Here is a 17081-nt window from a genome sequence, read left to right on the forward strand (position 1 = left end):
ATTGAATGGCCGTTGCCTTGGAGCAGGCCGTCGATCGTGAGCAGGCCGTCGATCGTGAGCACGGCGGAGCGACGCGGCTTAACCGTAGACGCAGGCATCATCCACGCCCAGCATGCGCAGATAGACCGACAAAATGCCTCGATGATGCACGGTGTGATTCAACACCCACGTCCGCAAGCATTCTCCTTTGCTGAGCGTCATCAGGGTCTGCTCGCCCGCTTTCATCGTCCACAGCTTGGCCATCGTTTCGTCGGAAGTACCCGCAAGTGCCGCTCGCGCGGATAGGAGGTTTTCGTCAAAGGCTGCGAGGATTTTGGCTGGATCGTCCAATGAAGGTGTTTGGTAAGCGGGACCGTCCGTCGGAGCCAAATTGAAAACGTCTTCATCAATAATGAACTTCGTCCAGCCGACAATTTCTGCGAGGTGGTTGGCGTTCCAGCCGAGTGTGTGAAGAGTCTCGTTGGCCTTCCATTCCAATTGGTCCGCTGGAACTTTTTCGAGGACTTTGCGGGTTTGAGCCATTTCTCGCTCGAGTTCGGGCAGCATTAATTCTGCGATCGTCATCGGGGACGTTCCTGTGTCGTAGTGTTTAGGGTTAGGCGTATGAGGTTTAACGATCTTAATCGATTCGTTTGTTGGTCGACTCGGGGTGTCAGGTTTTCACTGCTTGGTGCGGATCGGGTGGCGGATAGGATACATCGATAACCATCTAAAAGTCTTGTTCTTCCCATTCGTTTTTTGAAGGCCCCCCCATGTTTTTTGGACAGATCGATCGGTTCCGGATTTTCGCGATGGTCGCCGCGACCTGTTGCGCAGGGATCGCGACGACCGATTTGATGGCGGACGATTGGCCAGGATGGATGGGGCCGTCGCGGGACGGAGTGTACCGCGAAACGGGAATCATCGATGCGGTGCCTGAGGAGGGGTTGAAGGTCAAATGGCGGACCCCAATCGCCGGCGGCTATGCCGGCCCTGCGGTCGCCGACGGACGGGTCTTCGTGTTCGATTACCTGAAGACCGAAGGCGAAGCGTTCAACGATGCTGGCCAACGAGCCAACTTGAAGGGCCAAGAGCGGTTGACGGCGCTGGATGCCGAAACCGGCAAAACTCTGTGGCAATACGCCTACGATCGTCCTTATAGCATCTCGTACCCCGCTGGCCCGCGATGCACGCCGACCGTGGACGGCGATCTCGTCTACATTCTGGGCAGCGAAGGTGACTTGCAAGCCTTGCGAGTCTCAGACGGTGAAGTCGTTTGGAAACGCAATCTGCCACAAGACCTTGGCGCCGAGGTTCCGATTTGGGGATTCGCGTCTCATCCGTTGATCGATGGCGATACGCTGTACACGATGGTTGGTGGCGAAGGACAAAGTATCGTGGCATTTGACAAGTGGACCGGCGAAGTGAAGTGGAAGGCGATTGACGGTAACGCCGGTTACTGCACCCCATCGATCATCGATCACGGCGGTGCACGCCAATTGATCGTCTATCACCCCACGGCGGTGACCAGCTTGAATCCGACCACGGGCAGCGAGTACTGGAGTATCCCGATCGCTCCGTCATTTGACATGTCGATCGCTCGTCCGATGGTGGACGGTGATTTGATGTACGCCAGCGGAATTCGCAGCGAGTCGTTGATGATCCAATTGGATCGTGACAGCCCGAAAGCCAAAGAAGTGTGGCGAGGCGAACCCAAAGAGGCGGTTCACAGTGCCAATGCGACACCGATCTTCACAGGCGGCGTTGTCTATGGAACCGATTGCGTCCAAGGCAACTTGATTGCTGTGGATGCGAAAGACGGATCGCGGTTGTGGTCGACTTTCGAAGCAACAAAGCCCGATGAGAAACGATTCATCAAACACGGCACTGCGTTCTTGACTCGCTTGGCCGACACCGACCGCTATCTCATCTTCAGCGAAACGGGCGACTTGCAAATGGCCAAGTTGACCGCCGCCGGATTCGAAGATTTGGGGCGTTTTCATGTTTTGGAACCGACCGCCGAAGCGTTCGGTCGTTCGGTGGTGTGGAGCCATCCGGCGTATGCAGGTCAAACGGCGTTCGCTCGCAACGATCATGAAATCGTCGCCGTCGACTTGGCCAAATAAGTGGCCGCGTGAAAAAGATGCTGCGAGATGGACGTGGCGAGAGCGGGGCGTTGTCGGAGATATGCAGCGTTGAACCGCGTTTAACTTGTCCGGCTCTGTTGTCGCGACGTCGCTCTCGCGCCGGGGACTGCCCTACGTCGCTGTGCAGGTTCCTTTACGGCTCGCTCGGTTGCCGAGTTGCGGAACGCCAAGCGGTGGGAGGATGCGATGCGTGGTTAGGAATTAACGCGATCATCAGCAAAAACAAGCCAACCACAATGTGATTTTGATGGACCGCGGGTGGGGGTGTGTCGAAAAAACGGCCCCACAGAATCAAGCCCACCGCAACCACCAAAATCAGCAAATGGGCATAACGCGTCGGTCGCCAATACGAGAGGCCCGCCAGAGTGCAGATCAGCAGCGCGATGCTAAGATCCCCCCATAAAATCATCGCATCGGCCTGGGATCGAAAAATAAACGGACTGGCCGCTAACCACACCGCTGTCATAATTTCGATCATTCGTCCCCACATCACGCCACCTCTCGGGAGAGTAGTTTTTCGCCAGCTTGGTCTAGTTCATCGCTGCGGTATCCCCATACCGCATTCCAGAGCAAACGTTTGTCGTGATGGTCCTTCCATACGATGTACAGGTAGGTCAGCGAGACGCGGACTTCATCCCACGCCCAATACACGAGAGTCAGCGAAATGGCCGCTGTCACCAAGCATAGGAAACACCACTCTCCGATGACAAAGGCTTGGAACAGGACCAACACCGCGCTGACGACCCCTAATGGAATGACATCGATGCCAAATAAAATCACCAACCACGGGCGGTATTGCCAGCGCCGCGTCGATCCGGCAAAACCAAAAATGGCGTCGCCCAGGTAAGCCAACACTCCGAGCGCCGCATCGTGAATCCCCAAGATGCCGTACATCGTCTTGGCGGTGTCCGACTTGAGCACGCGGTTGCTGCTGTCACCGAAAACAGGATCCCAGCTATTTTCAATCAGCCCCCATTGGTACAGCGATAAATGAGCGGACAGAATTGCCGCAACAAAGGCGAGTAAGCAAATCGGGATTCGCTGACTCCACGCCGACGGATTGTGTTTGTAGGGAGGAACCGGACGGTCAAGCGGTCCGATGGGTTGGCGGTGCGTGGAGGGCGACGATTGACGCATCTTCGTTCCTGATGTCTAGCGGCGCTGGGGTATCGCGGCGGTCGCAAATGGGCTTGGCGAGAGGCGGGACGGCACGCCCCGATTCATCGCTGTAGTCCGTTCTTGCGATACCATCGATCGGGATCCGATTTCAATTCATCGAGAATCTTGGGTAACGTGCTCGATAGCGTGTGTTGTGGTAGCCAACCGAGCAGCTCCTTTGCACGGGAAATGTTCACGGCATAGTGATCGTCTGCCATCGCCACCATGAACGGTTTGATAAAGGCATCACCACCTTGCAACGTGTCGCTCACTGCCGCCCCCACTTTCGCGACCGGCTTGGGAATTCGCATCGTCATCCACTCTTTGCCGTGGAGTTCTTGGCCAATTAGGTTTTGGAGCGTTTGATAGGAAAGGGTTTCCTCTTCCGCGATCAAAATCGCGGTTTTTGGCGGAATCGCTTCACGCCGCTCGACCGTGCGAACGATCGCATCGACGGTATCCTCCAAGTGCACCGCTGCTTGGCCAGCATCGCTATCGCCAGGAAAGAAGTGCCCCTGGAAATCTTGTTCGTAAATGCGTTTGATTTGTTGCACGAGTGTCGGTTGCCGTCCGTAGTCGGTGTAGATGCCTGCGACACGCAAAAAGACCGATGGCACATCGGGATGCCCTTCTCGAATCAATCGCTCCGTCTCAATCTTACTCGCCGGGTAAGGCCACTTCGCTTGGAGTGGATCGTCCTCGCGGATCGTCTCGCCTACCACGCAAGGAGCATGCACTAGCATGGTGCTGGTAAAGATAAACTGCTCATACTCGAAATCATCTAGCGCGTTCAGTAAGCGGTCGGTTCCTTTGACCGTGACAGTGTCGTAGAGGTCGCTGTCTTCGCCGGAGAAATCGTAATAGGCCGCCATGTGAACCACGCTGGCAAGTTTCCCCGATGACAAACGGCGGACTTTCTCAACCGCACCCTGGACCGTCGAATAATCGGTTACATCACATTCAACGTCGTGCACGTGCGGATGGGCTTTGGGTGGTTCGGGTAACCCGACGCGATCGAATCCAAACACTTCATAACCCGCTTCGGCCAAACGATGGCAAACGGGTTGTCCGAGCAAGCCGGAACTGCCGGTGACGATCACACCAGGACGTTCGATGGACATCGTTGTGATGGGGTTGAGAGTCTCGAGATGAATTAGGACGTTGGTGTCCGCAACGACATCCACAGCGACGCAACTGGCATGCCAAGCCCCTTCACGCCAAGTGAATAACGCGGCGTTACACGGTTTAAAACACGGCCAAACCCGCCAGACACACCCGGCGGTGGGCTCCTAGGACATTGGACGCCGCCATGCGGCAGGCCCCCAACCGCACTGCCGAATAAGTGGTGCTCAGGCCTGGTAAACGGGTCGCTAACGCAACCAAGCTCGCCCCCAAAATACTCTGGCCCATATCGGATTGATCCGCGATCACTTCGCCAGAGACGGCGACGAGGTAACCGCCGACAAGCACGGTCTCAGTAGGCCTGCTGATGGGAGAGCAACCAAGGCGATCAATGTCACACCAGCCATCTTGAGAGAGGAAGGAAGTAAAAATAAGGTCAACGGTCAACGACGGAGCACAACCGCATCGGTCGTGTTTCGATCGCGTTCCTCCAGGCGGCACTGCATGCAAAATGCTGCCCTGCCCTGCCCTACCCTGCCCTATCTCAATTTAACTCCACTCAACTGTTAGCTCGGTTGACGGTTTGTTTGACGACTCGCCAAATCCAGCCGACAAACAAGCCCAACACAATCGCTGTGCTGACCCAGCTCAACGGACCGACCAGATCCTGGTATTGGTCGCCAAACCACCAGCCAATTCCCGCCAATAATGCAGTCCAAATCACCGTGCCAATCGCAGTCAACAGCGAAAAACGACCGAGCGGCATCTCGGTGAATCCAGCGGGCACGCTAATCAAAGTGCGCAGTCCTGGAATCATTCGGCACAACAACACTGCGGCACTGCCCCAATCATCAAACCACGCTTCAACGCGGTCCAAGTCTTGACGCCCGAGTGTCAGCCAAACGCCGTGACGGTCAATCCAGTGGGCGAGTCGTTCTTTACCTATCCAACGGGCAAGCAGGTACCACGCCATGGCACCGGCAAACGACCCCGCACTACCAGCGACGACGACAGCGATGAAGGAAGCATCGCCTTGGCTGACCGAATAGCCTGCCCAGGGCATGACGACTTCCGAGGGGAGCGGTGGAAAAAGGTTTTCCGCCAGCATCAAAAAGCCGACACCCACGGCGCCGAACTGTTCTAGAAATTGAGTGATCCATTGATTCATGCCCCCTAACCGTGGCAATTTGCGTGCCGAAGGCAAATCGCTTGCGGGTGTCAACGCATTGCGTTGGCCTAGCAGAACCGTGTTGCTGACAGCGACCCTAATCCCAGCCGACCTCGACGAAGACTCATGCTCGCTTTCTTCTTTGCTTGGCTTCCTCGGTGGGATCATAGGAGATTACATTGCCGGTTCCCCTCGTTGATAATCGAGAGTGTCTCTTTCGGTCGACAAGCGTTGCTTGGTGGTCGTTGCGATTGAGATGTATGATTGACCGCGGCAGGATTCGTTTGCAAGCTGAAGTACAGCTTGGACCTTGGATCGATACCCAACCGAGAACGCAAAGTCACAGGATGAAAACAAAACCGCATGTCGTTATTGTGGGGGGCGGCTTCGGCGGGCTCGAAACCGCGAAGCGACTCCGCAAAGCGGATGTTCGTGTGACGTTAATCGATCGTCGCAATTATCATCTCTTTCAACCGCTGCTTTACCAAGTCGCCACGGGAGGGTTGTCACCGGCAAACATTGCCACCCCGCTGCGCGCGATCCTTGGCAAGCAAGCGAATTGTGAAGTGGTGTTGGCCGAAGTGACAGGTTTCGACGTCGCCAATCAGACTCTCTTGTTGGCCGATGGCGAGCTTGAATATGACATTTTGGTGGTCGCCGCAGGAGCAACCCATAGTTATTTTGGCCGTGATGATTGGGAGCCACTCGCTCCGGGGTTGAAAACGATCGGCGATGCCACTCAGATCCGCCGACGCATCTATTTGGCGTTCGAAGCGGCCGAACGGGAGACCGATCCGGAACTACGCACCGCGCTGATGACCTTTGTCATTGTCGGCGGTGGGCCAACCGGCGTGGAATTGGCCGGGGCATTATCCGAAATCGCCGAACATACGTTGAAGCATGACTTTCGGCACATCAATCCCGAAGACGCACGAATCATGATCGTCGAAGCCGGCCCGCATCTTTTGGGGTTTTATCCCGAGGAACTGTGCAAACGAGCCGAAGAAAAAGTGCGTTGCTTTAACATCGAAGTTCACACGCATACCAAGTTGGTCGAAATCACCGGCGAGCACGTCCGCTTGCAGACCGGCGAAGGAGACGTCGTGGTGCCGACTCGGACGGTGTTGTGGGGCGCCGGGGTGAAGGCCAATCCGTTAGGGAAAAAACTCGCCGCCGCTTGTGCGATGGAAACCGATCGAGCGGGACATGTGGCCGTCAATGAACACCTCAACCTTGCCGGACACGAGAATGTCTATGTGATCGGTGACATCGCCACCTGCCTTGGCGAGCAAGGTAAACCGCTACCGGGACTCGCGGCGGTGGCGATCCAACAAGGGGCGTATGTCGCCAAGACGATCGCCGCCCGAGCGAACCAAACTTGGAAGCCCACGCCCTTTCGCTACCACGATCGAGGGACGATGGCGACAATCGGACGCGCCGCCGGGGTGGCTCAGATCGGAAAACGACAATTCTGTGGCTTCTTTGCTTGGTTATTGTGGTTGTTCGTCCACCTGATGTTGATCGTGCAATTCCAAAATCGCGTGCTGATTCTGTGGCAATGGGCGTGGAATTATGTCACGTTCAATCGCAGTGCTAGACTGATCACAGGCGATGAAGAGGAAGTGATTGTCCGTCCGCATCACAAGAGAGAACCAGAGCACCGAGATGCCGACGAGAGAGAATCGCTCGTGTGACATCGCAAACTTGTTTCCGTTCATTGCATCCACGGCAAACGAACAAGGTTTCATCGGTCAATCACCACGGAAGACGCTTCATGAGTAACCGTCATCAAGTCACGTGTTCAATTTGTAAGAAAAAATTCCCACTCGCCGAAGTCACGCCTAGCCGGTTGGTTCGTCCAGCGATGGCAGCATTGATTGTCGCCGATCATCCCGATTGGGACCGCGATAGCTATGGGTGTCACAATGACTTGAATCATTATCGCAGCCTGTATATGCAGGACATCCTGACCGCCGAAAAAGGTGAGTTGAGTTCGCTTGAGAAGGAGGTGCTCGATAGCCTCCGCGAACACGATATTTTGACTCAGAATCTCAACGAAACGGTGGACGAGGAAGCCACGCTAGGGCAACGTTTAGCGGATCGCGTTGCGACGTTTGGCGGCAGTTGGACTTTCATTCTGTTCTTTGCCAGCGTGTTGATCGTGTGGATCACGATCAATTCGATCGCGCTGCTGAGCAAACCCTTCGATCCCTTTCCGTTCATCTTGCTGAATTTGGTCCTCTCGTGTCTCGCCGCGATTCAAGCCCCGGTGATCATGATGAGCCAGAATCGACAGGAAGCGAAAGATCGTTTACGGTCCGAGAATGATTACCGGGTGAACCTCAAAGCTGAGCTCGAAATTCGCCACCTTCATTCCAAACTCGATTTGTTGTTGACGCATCAATGGCAACGTTTGCTTGAGATTCAACAAGTGCAAACCGGTTTGTTGGAAGAGCTCGAGAACAAGCGATGAACGGAAAAGTATCGCCCATTTCCGCCCCTCTCTAAGCAGCTAGGCAGGAGTCTTTCGGTAGTTTAGCCGCTTGAGCGTTAGCCACGGTTGAACCGGGCTAACGCTCAAGCGGCTAATGGGATTTCACCCAATCATGCCTGCCTCCCTGCTTAGCATGGCGTTCGCGACGGTGGGGGCATCCGCAAGGGATTCTCGCTGCGGGTTTCTCGGTGACGTTGATGCGGTGACGTTGATTCAGTGACGTTGATTCGGTTCATCGTCGCCCACCGTTCGTGAGGTTTCGGGTGAATCGATTGGTAACTTCGCTGTGTTCAAAACCTTCTTAGCCGCGTCGATCAATCTCTTGACAACGTAAACTCGGGTAAACGAACCACTTCGCCACCCTTCATCGCTGATTCGTGAGCACAGATGCCAACGCAAGTCCAATTGGCACTGGTCACCGCGTCGGGAACTGGGCGGCGATTCTCGAGCACACTGCTGACAAACTCGTTGACCAGATGGGGGTGCGATCCGCCGTGACCGCCGCCTTGCAAAAACGACAAGTGATCGGCGTCGTGGATTTCTTGTGGCAAAGTAAAGCGGCGAATTGCATCGGGCAGTCGATGAGCAAAATCGGGGACTTCGACTGTCTCGGCAATCTCGTGCTCTGGCTTTTTAGCCGTGTGAATCACGTGCGGTTCATTTTCAATGAGCGTCCATTCAAAACTCTTCTTCGTCCCGTACACATCAAAGCTTTCGCGGTATTGCCGGGCCACGTCATACAGTGAACGCCAAATGTGGGCGGTCAAATCGGTGTCTTTGATTTTGATATGACACGTTTCGACGGCAAAGCGATTGCCCGATTTTTCAGCGATGTCTTCGCGGACCGTGCCCGAGCCGAAACAGCTGACGTACTCGGCCAACCCATCGACCAGCCCCAGACAAGGGCTGACGACATGCGTTGCATAATGCATTGGAATCATCTTTTCCCAATACGAGGGCCATCCATCCATGTCTTGAGGATGCGAGGCGGCAAGGTATTGGATCTTGCCTAGTTCGCCACTCTCATACCGTTGCTTGATGAACAGATACTCGCGACTGTAGACCACCGTTTCGGCCATCATGTAGTGCAGTCCGGTCTCCTGTACCCTCTCGACAATTTGTTGGCACTCTTCGATGGTGGTCGCCATCGGTACCGTGCACATCACATGCTTGCCCGCGTCGAGCGCCCGGAGCGACATCCAAGCGTGATCGGAGATCGGCGAGTTGATGTGGACCGCATCCACGTTAGGGTCGGCAATTAAATCATCGAACGACGTGTAGCGCCCGCCGATTTCGAATTGGTCGCCACACTCATCGAGTCCCGCTCGATCGCGACGGCAAATCGCGGCCACTTCCGCGTTGGGGTGAGCTTGGTAAATCGGAATGAACTCGGCTCCAAAGCCAAGCCCGACCATTCCTATTCGCAATTTCTTTGAGGTTTCTGACACGATCGATGCTCTCGGTGAAGGACTTTGGGATGTAAAGGGAGGAGATTGAGGAGCCTGCTCAACCGCAGGAAACCGTAGGTGACTTGCCGGACAATAAACACACTCAAGGTGAATCAAGCATGCATTGTCGGCCACTCGTGATGCTGCGTCGATGCGATATCACGCTAAAGCTTTGAGATATTTTACGATTGTTTTCTGCAGCTTTGTTAGGTGGTTCCTCGTGTAATATTCAGCTCACTCCGGTCATCGTCGATGCCTTTGGCAGAGCTTTTGCGGCGATTTGACGTCGCTCCGTCGCGGATGATTGAAACCACCAACGCAGATGCGCGAGGATTGGTGTCCAGAATCGTCGACGACATCTACATCCATTTGCACGATGCTTGGTCGATCGGTTTGCCCGCGTAAGAGGGTGCTGATCCGCCGCCTGAATGAATTCGGCGTTGGGAAGGAGATGGGATCAGTGCCCGGATTGAAATCAAAGAGATCGTAGGGTCACTACTGAATCCCGGTCACGGTAGAAGATCCGAATTCCAGTCGTGGATGCTAGCGGCGCCCGTCGCTATCGCGGCATGCAGATGCGAAACCAAGCAAACGCCCACTCCGTTTCGAAAAAATGTGACCCATCCGGGGCGTAATGCGGTGCTCGCAAACGAACGACGATGCGTCGTCGCGGTTATCGCATCAACTTCAAACCGCTTTCGGCGATCGTGTAAGGCACGATCGATTCGTCGCACGCGCTGCCGCGATGTTTGGCAACCTGCAATGCACGTCCCATCTTATTGCCGTCGCGGGTCTTGCCCATCAAGATGATGGTGTTTGCATTGGATAGCACATCGCCACTTTCAATGGGACGAACGAGCAAATCATCGAGCATCACTTCGTGGCTGGTGTACAGCAGCATGCACCCAATGTCGCGATGGTTGTAAGCATGCGTTTCAATCGATTCCTGATTCGCACGAAAAGCGGCTCGAAAGAGGTCTCGGGCAACCCAGTCATATTCTTTGCGGAGAATTTGGTGGTAGATGTACTCAAACATCTCAAATTGGATCGAGTCAGCGGCTTTGTTCGTCGGTTCCACGCCGTCAATCACACAGCGGCGAACGCCGTGAGCAAAGTTGCCATAGAAGAACGCGATCGCTTGGTCCAGTTTCTTGGCCTGTTCATACTTCCATTCACGCCAAGCGTCTGAATCGAGATCGCTGGCGGTCACGCGGCGTCCGGAGTGCTGGAACACATGCATGTAATCGCGGCGCGAGAGGGCTGTGTTCCAGAGGTTCGCCGCGTCTCGTTGGAGATCCGTCTCAAATTCGCTCAGTTTCCAATCACACAATCGCCGGGCGTAGTCCGCGTGGTTCTGAGAATCACCGCGAGCGGTCAGGTCGAACAGGATGCCTGAGTGTTGCTCTTGCTTGGTTCCCTGGTGTGCGAAGCCTACCCCCAATTGGGTTTTTCCAATCCCCGAAGCCCCCATCACGACCGTCAACGTACCCGGGATCAACCCACCACCGAGTAGTTCATCCAGTTCGGGGATTCCAGTTTTCAAGCGATCGGACATAGCGGGCAAGTGGGGGTTAGGGCAGTCGTGGGGAGGTGCGTCGTGGCGTCACCAGAGTGACCGCCGCGACGTGAGTGAGGTTCACGCTCGACACGCCGGGTAATGTAAAAGACCGATGAAAAAGGTGCTAGTCAGAGACGCCGCGATTACCCCACGCCGCAATCTGCAATCGACTTGCGGTATGCTGTGCGTGATTCGGATTGCGAACACGCCCTTTCCGCGGGAAGGGTGAGTGCGACGCCCCCCCTATTTTTGTGGAAAGATAACGAGAACAGAATGCGAAAGAGAATCAATGAATCGGTAGGCTTCCTGCGTTCCACGGCGATTGGGGGGATTTTTTTCTTGTTGCCGTTGGCCGTCATTCTCGGTCTGTTGGGGCAAGTCTATGGGATCGTTTCCGCAGTCGCGGTCCCGCTGCAGAAATGGATTCCAGGGAATCAACCGCTGGGAATCGCGATTTTGTTCGCCGCAGCGGTGGCCGTTTTGGTGTTGATGTGTTTCGCCGCTGGCGTGATCGCGCGGCGGGCGATTGGTAAGAAGTTTTCATCCACCATCGAGAAGCAATTGATCACCGTGTTTCCAAAATACGCGATCTACAAAGATTTGTTGGCGGGCAATTTGAAGCACGACAGCGACGGGCCGACCTTGTCGCCAGTCTTGGTGTCGTGTCCCGAAGGTTATCGCGTCGCGATGGAAGCGGACCGCTTGCCGGGCGGATTGGTAGTGGTCTATTTCCCTGGGGCACCCGACACCTGGATTGGTTCGGTGGTGTTGGTTCCCCAGTCACGCGTGTTTGCCACCGAGTTGGACTTCAACGAAACCCTCGGTGTGTTCGAGCGTCTCGGACGCGATTCGAGTCAATTCCTGGCACCGGTCGAAAGTTTGGTCAACAATACGCCCGCTCCGTCTACTACTCACACGGACTCACCCGAGGTTCGCTAGCGAGTCGGCGTGGGGTCGCCAAGCAAATGTTCTTGTCGTCTCCCCAACGATCACGGTACCTCGACATAGTTGCCGGGGCCGTTCATTGTTGCGAGACGCTGTAAAGTTCTGACGTGAGAGCCGATTGCCATGCAATTGATTTGCGTGTTTTTACCACCGCTTCGATTTTGCTGTGTGACTTGGTCAACCACCGAAGGCGTAAACTCGCCGTCGGAAAGCAAGACGACGGCATCGGGTTTCAATTGAATGGCAAGTAGCAGAGCATCCAATGGATCCGTGCCACCCTTGGGCTCAATCGCCTGTAATTCGGTTTGTAATCGGCTTGCACCTTTCAATCCGGCACTGCGATAGCCACCACCGCGAATTTGTAACGCATTGGTATTGAACAGCAGCAACGCAAATTGTTGCTTGGCACTCATTTGCCCGACAGCGTCGACAATCGCGGCTTGCGTGCGGTTAAAACGATCGCCCTGCATGCTGCTACTGCAATCGAGCACGTAGATGACGGAGGCCACGTCGGGAGGCAGTATGAGTAAATTCTGAGGGCCTGTTTGCAGGGAGCTTCGCAAGACACCCACCTCCAAACGCTGGCCCGTCTTTTTATCTCGAATGTCGTCAAACCGAGAGTCGTTGCTGCCCAACGCGGATGCCAAATCGGTGGGCCCTGTACCGGCGGGGTGAACCACTTCCCAGCCGAGCAGGCCCTGACTGGTGCTCTTCGTTGTGGGCATCGGAGTGCTTGCCGTACGGGGGCTGCGCGGTAAAGCAACGCCGTTGTTTTTAGCGACGCCCACGCTCGCACCAGAGTGCGGTTGGGCGTCCGATGACATCGATTCGCTCGTCACGATACCGCTAGGTGGCGTTTGAGTTCGAAGTGAACCGCTCGAAGACGACCCGGCATGACGATACGGAGGTGAACGCGAAGGCAACGGGTTCGAAGACGACGCAGCATTGGAAGGAGACGCCGTCCCCGAACGGGATGTACCCCCTGCGTTTACAGCGGCGGGTAAAGTGCCTGTGAACGCGTTGGTAGTCTGGCCACCGGCCTGGGAGGACGAGGTGTTTGCTGAACCCGAGGCGATGCATTGGCCACTACTGCTGCTACATTTTCCGCCGATCATCGGAGAACGGCAATTTTTGCACACGGCATTTCGACGTGGCGGCGAAGATGATGAGGGTATCGGCCTCCCGATCGTTGCCGACGTCGGCGACGAGTCTATGGCGGTTTGCGTTAGGTCCGGCTTCGTTGAGTTCATCGCTGCCGGCGGTGTCACGGATGATCGAGAACTCGATTTCTTCTTTAGGGGCGTCAGCGACATCGAATGAAGGAAGCGGCGGAATAAAATCGATTGTGGTTCCGCAGCAGATTTTTCGGGTCGTGGTTCGTCGCCACATGCCAAACTCGTCGACATCACGGTGGTCATGATCCCCAAACGAAGCAATGGGCTTAATGTTCGCATTTTATTGAACACTTGAAGCTCCTCCGCCAAGGAATACGATTAACGTTTCGCCATCGGATTGTGGCCACAATTGATAGGGTACCCCTTGCTGGATCATCTGTTCACGCAATTTTTCGAATTCGTCGTAAGATTCGGGCCAGATCGCAATGGTCATGGAATAGGCTTGTGACTTCGCATCCTGAATGAGGTTGCGGAACTCTTGTTCTGCGACGCCGCTCGCCAAGTCCCATCCCGCACCGGGAATGGGATGGACCTGAATGCCTTTATCGGCGTTGGTTTTGGTGGATACCTGCGTGCTATTGAATCCTTGGTCAAACAGTGCCGGCATTTTGGCCAGGTACAGCGAACCGTCTCGAACCAACAGTAGGACGGATGTCATGTTGCTCGAACGTACGCGTGGCAGTCGCAAGGTTTGCTGTTTCGCCTCGGCAAGACTCGCGTAATCGGCTTGAGCCTTGTTCAGTTGCTTGGTCGCTTCGTCAAGCTGTTGCGGAATTCGCTCGTTTTCAGTTCGTTGTTCTGCGTTTTTTTCCAACGTTTGGGCAAGCATTCGACTTGCGTTCGTTTCTGCATTGATCGAGGTGTCCAATTGTTCCTTAAGTTGACTCTGGATGTAAGTTAAAGTTTGCAGCTCGGAGTCGTCAACGATCGAGGTCGATTGGGGGAACGCCGCCAGCGACATCTGCAGTTGTTTATATTGTGCCGATGCATCTTCGAGTTCAGCCATCGCGATTCGGACTTGTTCGGGACTTGCATGCTCGCCTTCATTGTTTTCTGATTTCACAATCGACTGGTTTTGAATCATGATTGCAAGTAAGATTGCAAGGAAGACGATGCCGCCGAAGGTATTGCAGATCGTGTCAAGGAAAAGGTCAAAACTCGCGGTGGTATCTCGCTGGCTTCTCATGGCGTGATCTCCAGTTCGTAGCTCAGGCGTACGGCATGATTTCGCCCTACCACCGTGAAGCCATAACTTGCTTTGTTGCTCGTGGACAATTGTTCGACCGTTTGGAAGTCACTTGCCCCGTCAGGTTCCACCAGCACTAATAGATGACGATGGGACATGGGCGTGGTTGAAAACCACTTCTTGAGTTGGCTGAGTCGCTTGGGGCCTCGAAAGACTTTCGCAGATCGCGTTAACGCATCGCGAATCTCAATCCTCCCGGACCCTAGCGTGATCAGAGTCAGGTAGCGTCCTGCTTCGATTTCATCCCGATAGATTGTTGATTCGTCGCCGAGAAGCACATTCGCTTGCTCTTGAATTTGCTCGGCTTTCTTTGTTTGTTCTTGGATTTGGTTCCGCTGGGATGCAAGCTGAGCGGATTGTTCGCTTAGACGCGCCGTTTCTGCGTTGGCGATCGTGTTCTCCGCAGCAAGCTGGTTCGTCTTAGCGTCGGAAGTTTCGATTTGAGATTCGAGTGAGACATTCTGTTGTTTTAACTGCTCGACCTTGTCCTCAATGTTAAACGCGTTGACGTCCGAGGAACGGTTGGTCGCTTGAAAGCGTTCCGTGAGTTCGGATTCGATTTGTTCAATCTGCTGACGCAGCGTTGCGATCGTTTCGACGATCGGTTGGATGTCTTCGGTGGGGGCCGTACTGGCGGTTTCCACCCGCTGTGCTAGTTCAAGAACCAAGATCAGCGTGATCAAGATAAAAATGCCAACCACCGCAGTGATGATATCTTGAAAAGCGAAAAACGAGATTCCGGGCCCCGTGTTGCGACGTTTTGCCATCGGACTCGTCCCCTAGGCTTCCCGCGTTTGTTCGTAAGGTAGGATCTTGATGCGGCTCACGATTTGCTTCAAACAATAGTCTTGGCAATCGTCTAGAAACATCTCTTCTGCTTTACGCTGCGACGTGATCCAGAGCTGTATCACCAGCGCTACCACTAGAGCCAATAGCGTCGTTTCAAAAGCGGTGCTCAACCCTCCGGTGACTTCTTTTAAAGAGCCGACAATCCCGGCAACGTCCGATTGCTTGTCGAGTAAGCTGCTGAAATTGCCAATCGCCCCGGCTAATCCCAACACGGTGCCGATAAACCCCAGCACCGGAATGGCCCACAGAAAGCCACCTAAAGTCGCAAAGGATGTTTGGTGTGACGATTCATCACGCTCCGCACTGGCTCGCAAAATGTCGTCGATGTCGCTGACGCGGCCTAGGTTTTTTAGATTCGAAAGAGCAATCAAGATGCGGTTGTAAACTAGAAAACGATTTGGATCATCGGCCAACGCATGGATGTTGCGGATCACATGATCGGCGGTTTGACTGGTCAATACGAACTCATGATTCTCAGGAATGACGGCATGATCGAGGGCTTTACGTTGAATCGATAGCTTGCCGCGTTTAAGTAGCAAGATCACGATGCTCCAAAACCCAAGCAGCACCGTCGCATGTTGGGTCGGCCCACGCTCCAGTAGCATCGCTCGAAAATAATGCTCCGGCATCAAATGAACACCTGCGAAAAATGACGTTGTCAGCACCAACGCAATGATCCCCGAGAAACCAGTGTTGACAGCGGTTCCGTTTCCAGCCCCGACGCCAAATTTACGTTCCGGATCCGATTTGGCCACACTCAACGGGCGCGGAAGTGGTGGGGCAGCTGGAGAGCGAGGAGGTAGACTCATACTTAGTTCACTGCGTTGGAAGCCGCTGCGGCCATGACAAGGATCAGTACCGCAGTACCGACGAACAAAACGAGGAAAACGATGAAGACGGTCGCACTGTACCTCCAGAATGTGTATAGCTTCTGAATCGCCAACCCCAGGTGCACCATATTGCGCTGGCGATTGAGTGTCTTCAGGCTGGTGGCGTAATTCAATAGCAAGATCGCTCCAGCGATAAAGACGCCACAGTTAACCAGCCCCGATAAACCATAGATGACCGAATAGGAACCGCCACGGGGAAACCATTTGGCATCCGCACCGACCACCATTGCGGTAACGAAATAGAGGACCGCAAAACCCGAACCCACGAGCGTGAAAATACTGAGCATCAACACCCAGGGACGGTGACGGAGGAATTGCTCACATACGTCTGCGGGAACCGAAGAGGTTGTGCCTCCGCTGGATACGGATTGGGCAACAGAATTGCCGTCTGGTTCGGTGACCGCCGCAGTGGTCGGAGCAAAGCGTTCCGGCATGCAAACGCTGGCCGGTCGCCAATCGTCGTAGCCCGCACGCCATACCAACGTGTCGCGATGCACATCGCCGGTGCTAATCCACTGGACGAGCGTCTGGGAATTGATCGGGCCTTGGTTATCGCCGTTGACGTGCGCGTACCACTGCACTCCATCCTCTGGCATCTGTCCGGGAATCGGTGCCGAAGTGGTCGAGGAGGGCTGGGCTGTCGCGTTCTGGGGCGTTGAGGTTCCTCGCGATGGCGCGCTGGAGGTCGTTGCCGGGACGGTTGCGACCGCTTGAGGTTGATCTTGGTTTCGCTTTTGGAAAATGTCACCAAACGCTTCAGCACGCTGCCATGCCAAACCATCGGACGACAATTCGTGCATCCGCGTGATTTGACCCCGGCGGATCAGTTCGCGAACTTTAGTATCGGTAAGCGGGCCTAACGTTTTGCCTTTGAAACGAACGTAGATGCGGTCATCACTCAT

General features: G+C 54.8%; 19 protein-coding genes. 6 read left to right on the plus strand and 13 right to left on the minus strand.

Annotated elements, in window-relative coordinates; all coding sequences use genetic code 11:
• Window positions 1-78: 78 nt before the first annotated feature.
• A complete protein-coding gene (locus Pla52o_RS02865) occupies window positions 79-564 on the minus strand; it encodes a DinB family protein (protein WP_146593048.1) in 486 nt (161 codons plus the stop codon).
• Window positions 565-752: 188 nt separating this feature from the next.
• Here Pla52o_RS02865 and Pla52o_RS02870 point away from each other — a divergent pair, with 188 nt between their 5' ends.
• Window positions 753-2105: a PQQ-binding-like beta-propeller repeat protein gene (locus Pla52o_RS02870; protein WP_146593049.1), complete on the plus strand. Its 1353-nt coding sequence runs from the start codon at window positions 753-755 to the stop codon at window positions 2103-2105.
• A gap of 154 nt (window positions 2106-2259) precedes the next feature.
• On the opposite strand, the gene Pla52o_RS02875 is transcribed toward Pla52o_RS02870, so the two are convergent.
• From Pla52o_RS02875 to Pla52o_RS02895, 5 genes are all read right to left on the minus strand, one after another.
• Window positions 2260-2616, minus strand: coding sequence for an SPW repeat domain-containing protein (locus Pla52o_RS02875; protein WP_146593050.1), 357 nt, complete (start codon window positions 2614-2616; stop codon window positions 2260-2262).
• Window positions 2616-3263 carry a vitamin K epoxide reductase family protein gene (locus Pla52o_RS02880; RefSeq protein WP_146593051.1) on the minus strand — a complete coding sequence of 216 codons (648 nt, stop codon included), beginning with the start codon at window positions 3261-3263 and terminating at the stop codon, window positions 2616-2618. The genes Pla52o_RS02875 and Pla52o_RS02880 overlap by 1 nt, the downstream gene beginning before the upstream one ends.
• 83 nt (window positions 3264-3346) lie before the next feature.
• A complete protein-coding gene (locus Pla52o_RS02885) occupies window positions 3347-4405 on the minus strand; it encodes an NAD-dependent epimerase/dehydratase family protein (protein ID WP_146593052.1) in 1059 nt (352 codons plus the stop codon).
• Between the two features lie 124 nt (window positions 4406-4529).
• A complete protein-coding gene (locus Pla52o_RS02890) occupies window positions 4530-4853 on the minus strand; it encodes a hypothetical protein (RefSeq protein ID WP_231612046.1) in 324 nt (107 codons plus the stop codon).
• A 112-nt stretch (window positions 4854-4965) separates the two neighbouring features.
• Window positions 4966-5574: a DedA family protein gene (locus Pla52o_RS02895; RefSeq protein WP_146593054.1), complete on the minus strand. Its 609-nt coding sequence runs from the start codon at window positions 5572-5574 to the stop codon at window positions 4966-4968.
• Between the two features lie 347 nt (window positions 5575-5921).
• Here Pla52o_RS02895 and Pla52o_RS02900 point away from each other — a divergent pair, with 347 nt between their 5' ends.
• Window positions 5922-7268: an NAD(P)/FAD-dependent oxidoreductase gene (locus tag Pla52o_RS02900; RefSeq protein WP_146593055.1), complete on the plus strand. Its 1347-nt coding sequence runs from the start codon at window positions 5922-5924 to the stop codon at window positions 7266-7268.
• Window positions 7269-7348: 80 nt separating this feature from the next.
• The gene (locus Pla52o_RS02905; RefSeq protein ID WP_146593056.1) at window positions 7349-8047 is read left to right on the plus strand and encodes a DUF1003 domain-containing protein; all 699 of its coding nucleotides are present in this window, start codon (window positions 7349-7351) and stop codon (window positions 8045-8047) included.
• Window positions 8048-8382: 335 nt separating this feature from the next.
• Here Pla52o_RS02905 and Pla52o_RS02910 read toward each other — a convergent pair whose 3' ends face one another.
• On the minus strand, window positions 8383-9483 hold the full coding sequence (locus Pla52o_RS02910) for a Gfo/Idh/MocA family protein (protein ID WP_146593529.1): 1101 nt from the start codon (window positions 9481-9483) through the stop codon (window positions 8383-8385).
• Between the two features lie 285 nt (window positions 9484-9768).
• Between Pla52o_RS02910 and Pla52o_RS26595 the strand changes: the two genes are divergently transcribed.
• The gene (locus Pla52o_RS26595; protein ID WP_197168958.1) at window positions 9769-9921 is read left to right on the plus strand and encodes a hypothetical protein; all 153 of its coding nucleotides are present in this window, start codon (window positions 9769-9771) and stop codon (window positions 9919-9921) included.
• Between the two features lie 268 nt (window positions 9922-10189).
• Here the strand turns inward: Pla52o_RS26595 and Pla52o_RS02915 are convergent, their stop codons facing one another.
• Window positions 10190-11071, minus strand: a complete 882-nt coding sequence (locus tag Pla52o_RS02915; protein WP_146593057.1) for an RAD55 family ATPase — start codon at window positions 11069-11071, stop codon at window positions 10190-10192.
• 276 nt (window positions 11072-11347) lie between these two features.
• Here Pla52o_RS02915 and Pla52o_RS02920 point away from each other — a divergent pair, with 276 nt between their 5' ends.
• Complete coding sequence (locus tag Pla52o_RS02920; protein WP_146593058.1) at window positions 11348-12013, plus strand: DUF502 domain-containing protein; 666 nt, start codon at window positions 11348-11350, stop codon at window positions 12011-12013.
• A gap of 50 nt (window positions 12014-12063) precedes the next feature.
• Here the strand turns inward: Pla52o_RS02920 and Pla52o_RS26600 are convergent, their stop codons facing one another.
• A complete protein-coding gene (locus Pla52o_RS26600; RefSeq protein ID WP_197168959.1) occupies window positions 12064-12843 on the minus strand; it encodes a vWA domain-containing protein in 780 nt (259 codons plus the stop codon).
• Between the two features lie 229 nt (window positions 12844-13072).
• Between Pla52o_RS26600 and Pla52o_RS26605 the strand changes: the two genes are divergently transcribed.
• Window positions 13073-13339 (plus strand): hypothetical protein, encoded by a 267-nt coding sequence (locus Pla52o_RS26605; RefSeq protein WP_197168960.1) that lies wholly within the window; start codon window positions 13073-13075, stop codon window positions 13337-13339.
• Between the two features lie 135 nt (window positions 13340-13474).
• Here Pla52o_RS26605 and Pla52o_RS02930 read toward each other — a convergent pair whose 3' ends face one another.
• From Pla52o_RS02930 to Pla52o_RS02945, 4 genes are read right to left on the minus strand one after another with little or no spacing between them, the layout of a single operon-like run.
• The gene (locus tag Pla52o_RS02930; RefSeq protein ID WP_146593060.1) at window positions 13475-14380 is read right to left on the minus strand and encodes a hypothetical protein; all 906 of its coding nucleotides are present in this window, start codon (window positions 14378-14380) and stop codon (window positions 13475-13477) included.
• A complete protein-coding gene (locus Pla52o_RS02935; protein WP_146593061.1) occupies window positions 14377-15207 on the minus strand; it encodes a hypothetical protein in 831 nt (276 codons plus the stop codon). Before Pla52o_RS02935 ends, Pla52o_RS02930 begins: the two co-directional genes overlap by 4 nt.
• 12 nt (window positions 15208-15219) lie before the next feature.
• Window positions 15220-16098, minus strand: coding sequence for a MotA/TolQ/ExbB proton channel family protein (locus tag Pla52o_RS02940; protein WP_197168961.1), 879 nt, complete (start codon window positions 16096-16098; stop codon window positions 15220-15222).
• 2 nt (window positions 16099-16100) lie between these two features.
• Window positions 16101-17081, minus strand: a complete 981-nt coding sequence (locus Pla52o_RS02945; RefSeq protein WP_146593062.1) for a DUF4339 domain-containing protein — start codon at window positions 17079-17081, stop codon at window positions 16101-16103.

The sequence above is a fragment of the Novipirellula galeiformis genome, assembly GCF_007860095.1.
In the GTDB taxonomy this organism is placed as follows: domain Bacteria; phylum Planctomycetota; class Planctomycetia; order Pirellulales; family Pirellulaceae; genus Novipirellula; species Novipirellula galeiformis.

Excerpts from the sequence above, each read along its gene's own strand:
- Pla52o_RS02910 (WP_146593529.1), bottom strand. The coding sequence starts at position 9,483 with ATGGTCGGGCTTGGCTTTGGAGCCGAGTTCATTCCGATTTACCAAGCT.
- Pla52o_RS02935 (WP_146593061.1), bottom strand. The coding sequence starts at position 15,207 with ATGGCAAAACGTCGCAACACGGGGCCCGGAATCTCGTTTTTCGCTTTT.
- Pla52o_RS02915 (WP_146593057.1), bottom strand. The coding sequence starts at position 11,071 with ATGTCCGATCGCTTGAAAACTGGAATCCCCGAACTGGATGAACTACTC.
- Pla52o_RS26600 (WP_197168959.1), bottom strand. The coding sequence starts at position 12,843 with ATGTCATCGGACGCCCAACCGCACTCTGGTGCGAGCGTGGGCGTCGCT.
- Pla52o_RS02870 (WP_146593049.1), top strand. The coding sequence starts at position 753 with ATGTTTTTTGGACAGATCGATCGGTTCCGGATTTTCGCGATGGTCGCC.
- Pla52o_RS02880 (WP_146593051.1), bottom strand. The coding sequence starts at position 3,263 with ATGCGTCAATCGTCGCCCTCCACGCACCGCCAACCCATCGGACCGCTT.
- Pla52o_RS02940 (WP_197168961.1), bottom strand. The coding sequence starts at position 16,098 with ATGAGTCTACCTCCTCGCTCTCCAGCTGCCCCACCACTTCCGCGCCCG.
- Pla52o_RS02885 (WP_146593052.1), bottom strand. The coding sequence starts at position 4,405 with ATGTCCATCGAACGTCCTGGTGTGATCGTCACCGGCAGTTCCGGCTTG.
- Pla52o_RS02905 (WP_146593056.1), top strand. The coding sequence starts at position 7,349 with ATGAGTAACCGTCATCAAGTCACGTGTTCAATTTGTAAGAAAAAATTC.
- Pla52o_RS02900 (WP_146593055.1), top strand. The coding sequence starts at position 5,922 with ATGAAAACAAAACCGCATGTCGTTATTGTGGGGGGCGGCTTCGGCGGG.
- Pla52o_RS26595 (WP_197168958.1), top strand. The coding sequence starts at position 9,769 with ATGCCTTTGGCAGAGCTTTTGCGGCGATTTGACGTCGCTCCGTCGCGG.
- Pla52o_RS02930 (WP_146593060.1), bottom strand. The coding sequence starts at position 14,380 with ATGAGAAGCCAGCGAGATACCACCGCGAGTTTTGACCTTTTCCTTGAC.
- Pla52o_RS02865 (WP_146593048.1), bottom strand. The coding sequence starts at position 564 with ATGACGATCGCAGAATTAATGCTGCCCGAACTCGAGCGAGAAATGGCT.
- Pla52o_RS02920 (WP_146593058.1), top strand. The coding sequence starts at position 11,348 with ATGCGAAAGAGAATCAATGAATCGGTAGGCTTCCTGCGTTCCACGGCG.
- Pla52o_RS02945 (WP_146593062.1), bottom strand. The coding sequence starts at position 17,081 with ATGAGTGATGACCGCATCTACGTTCGTTTCAAAGGCAAAACGTTAGGC.
- Pla52o_RS02875 (WP_146593050.1), bottom strand. The coding sequence starts at position 2,616 with ATGTGGGGACGAATGATCGAAATTATGACAGCGGTGTGGTTAGCGGCC.
- Pla52o_RS02895 (WP_146593054.1), bottom strand. The coding sequence starts at position 5,574 with ATGAATCAATGGATCACTCAATTTCTAGAACAGTTCGGCGCCGTGGGT.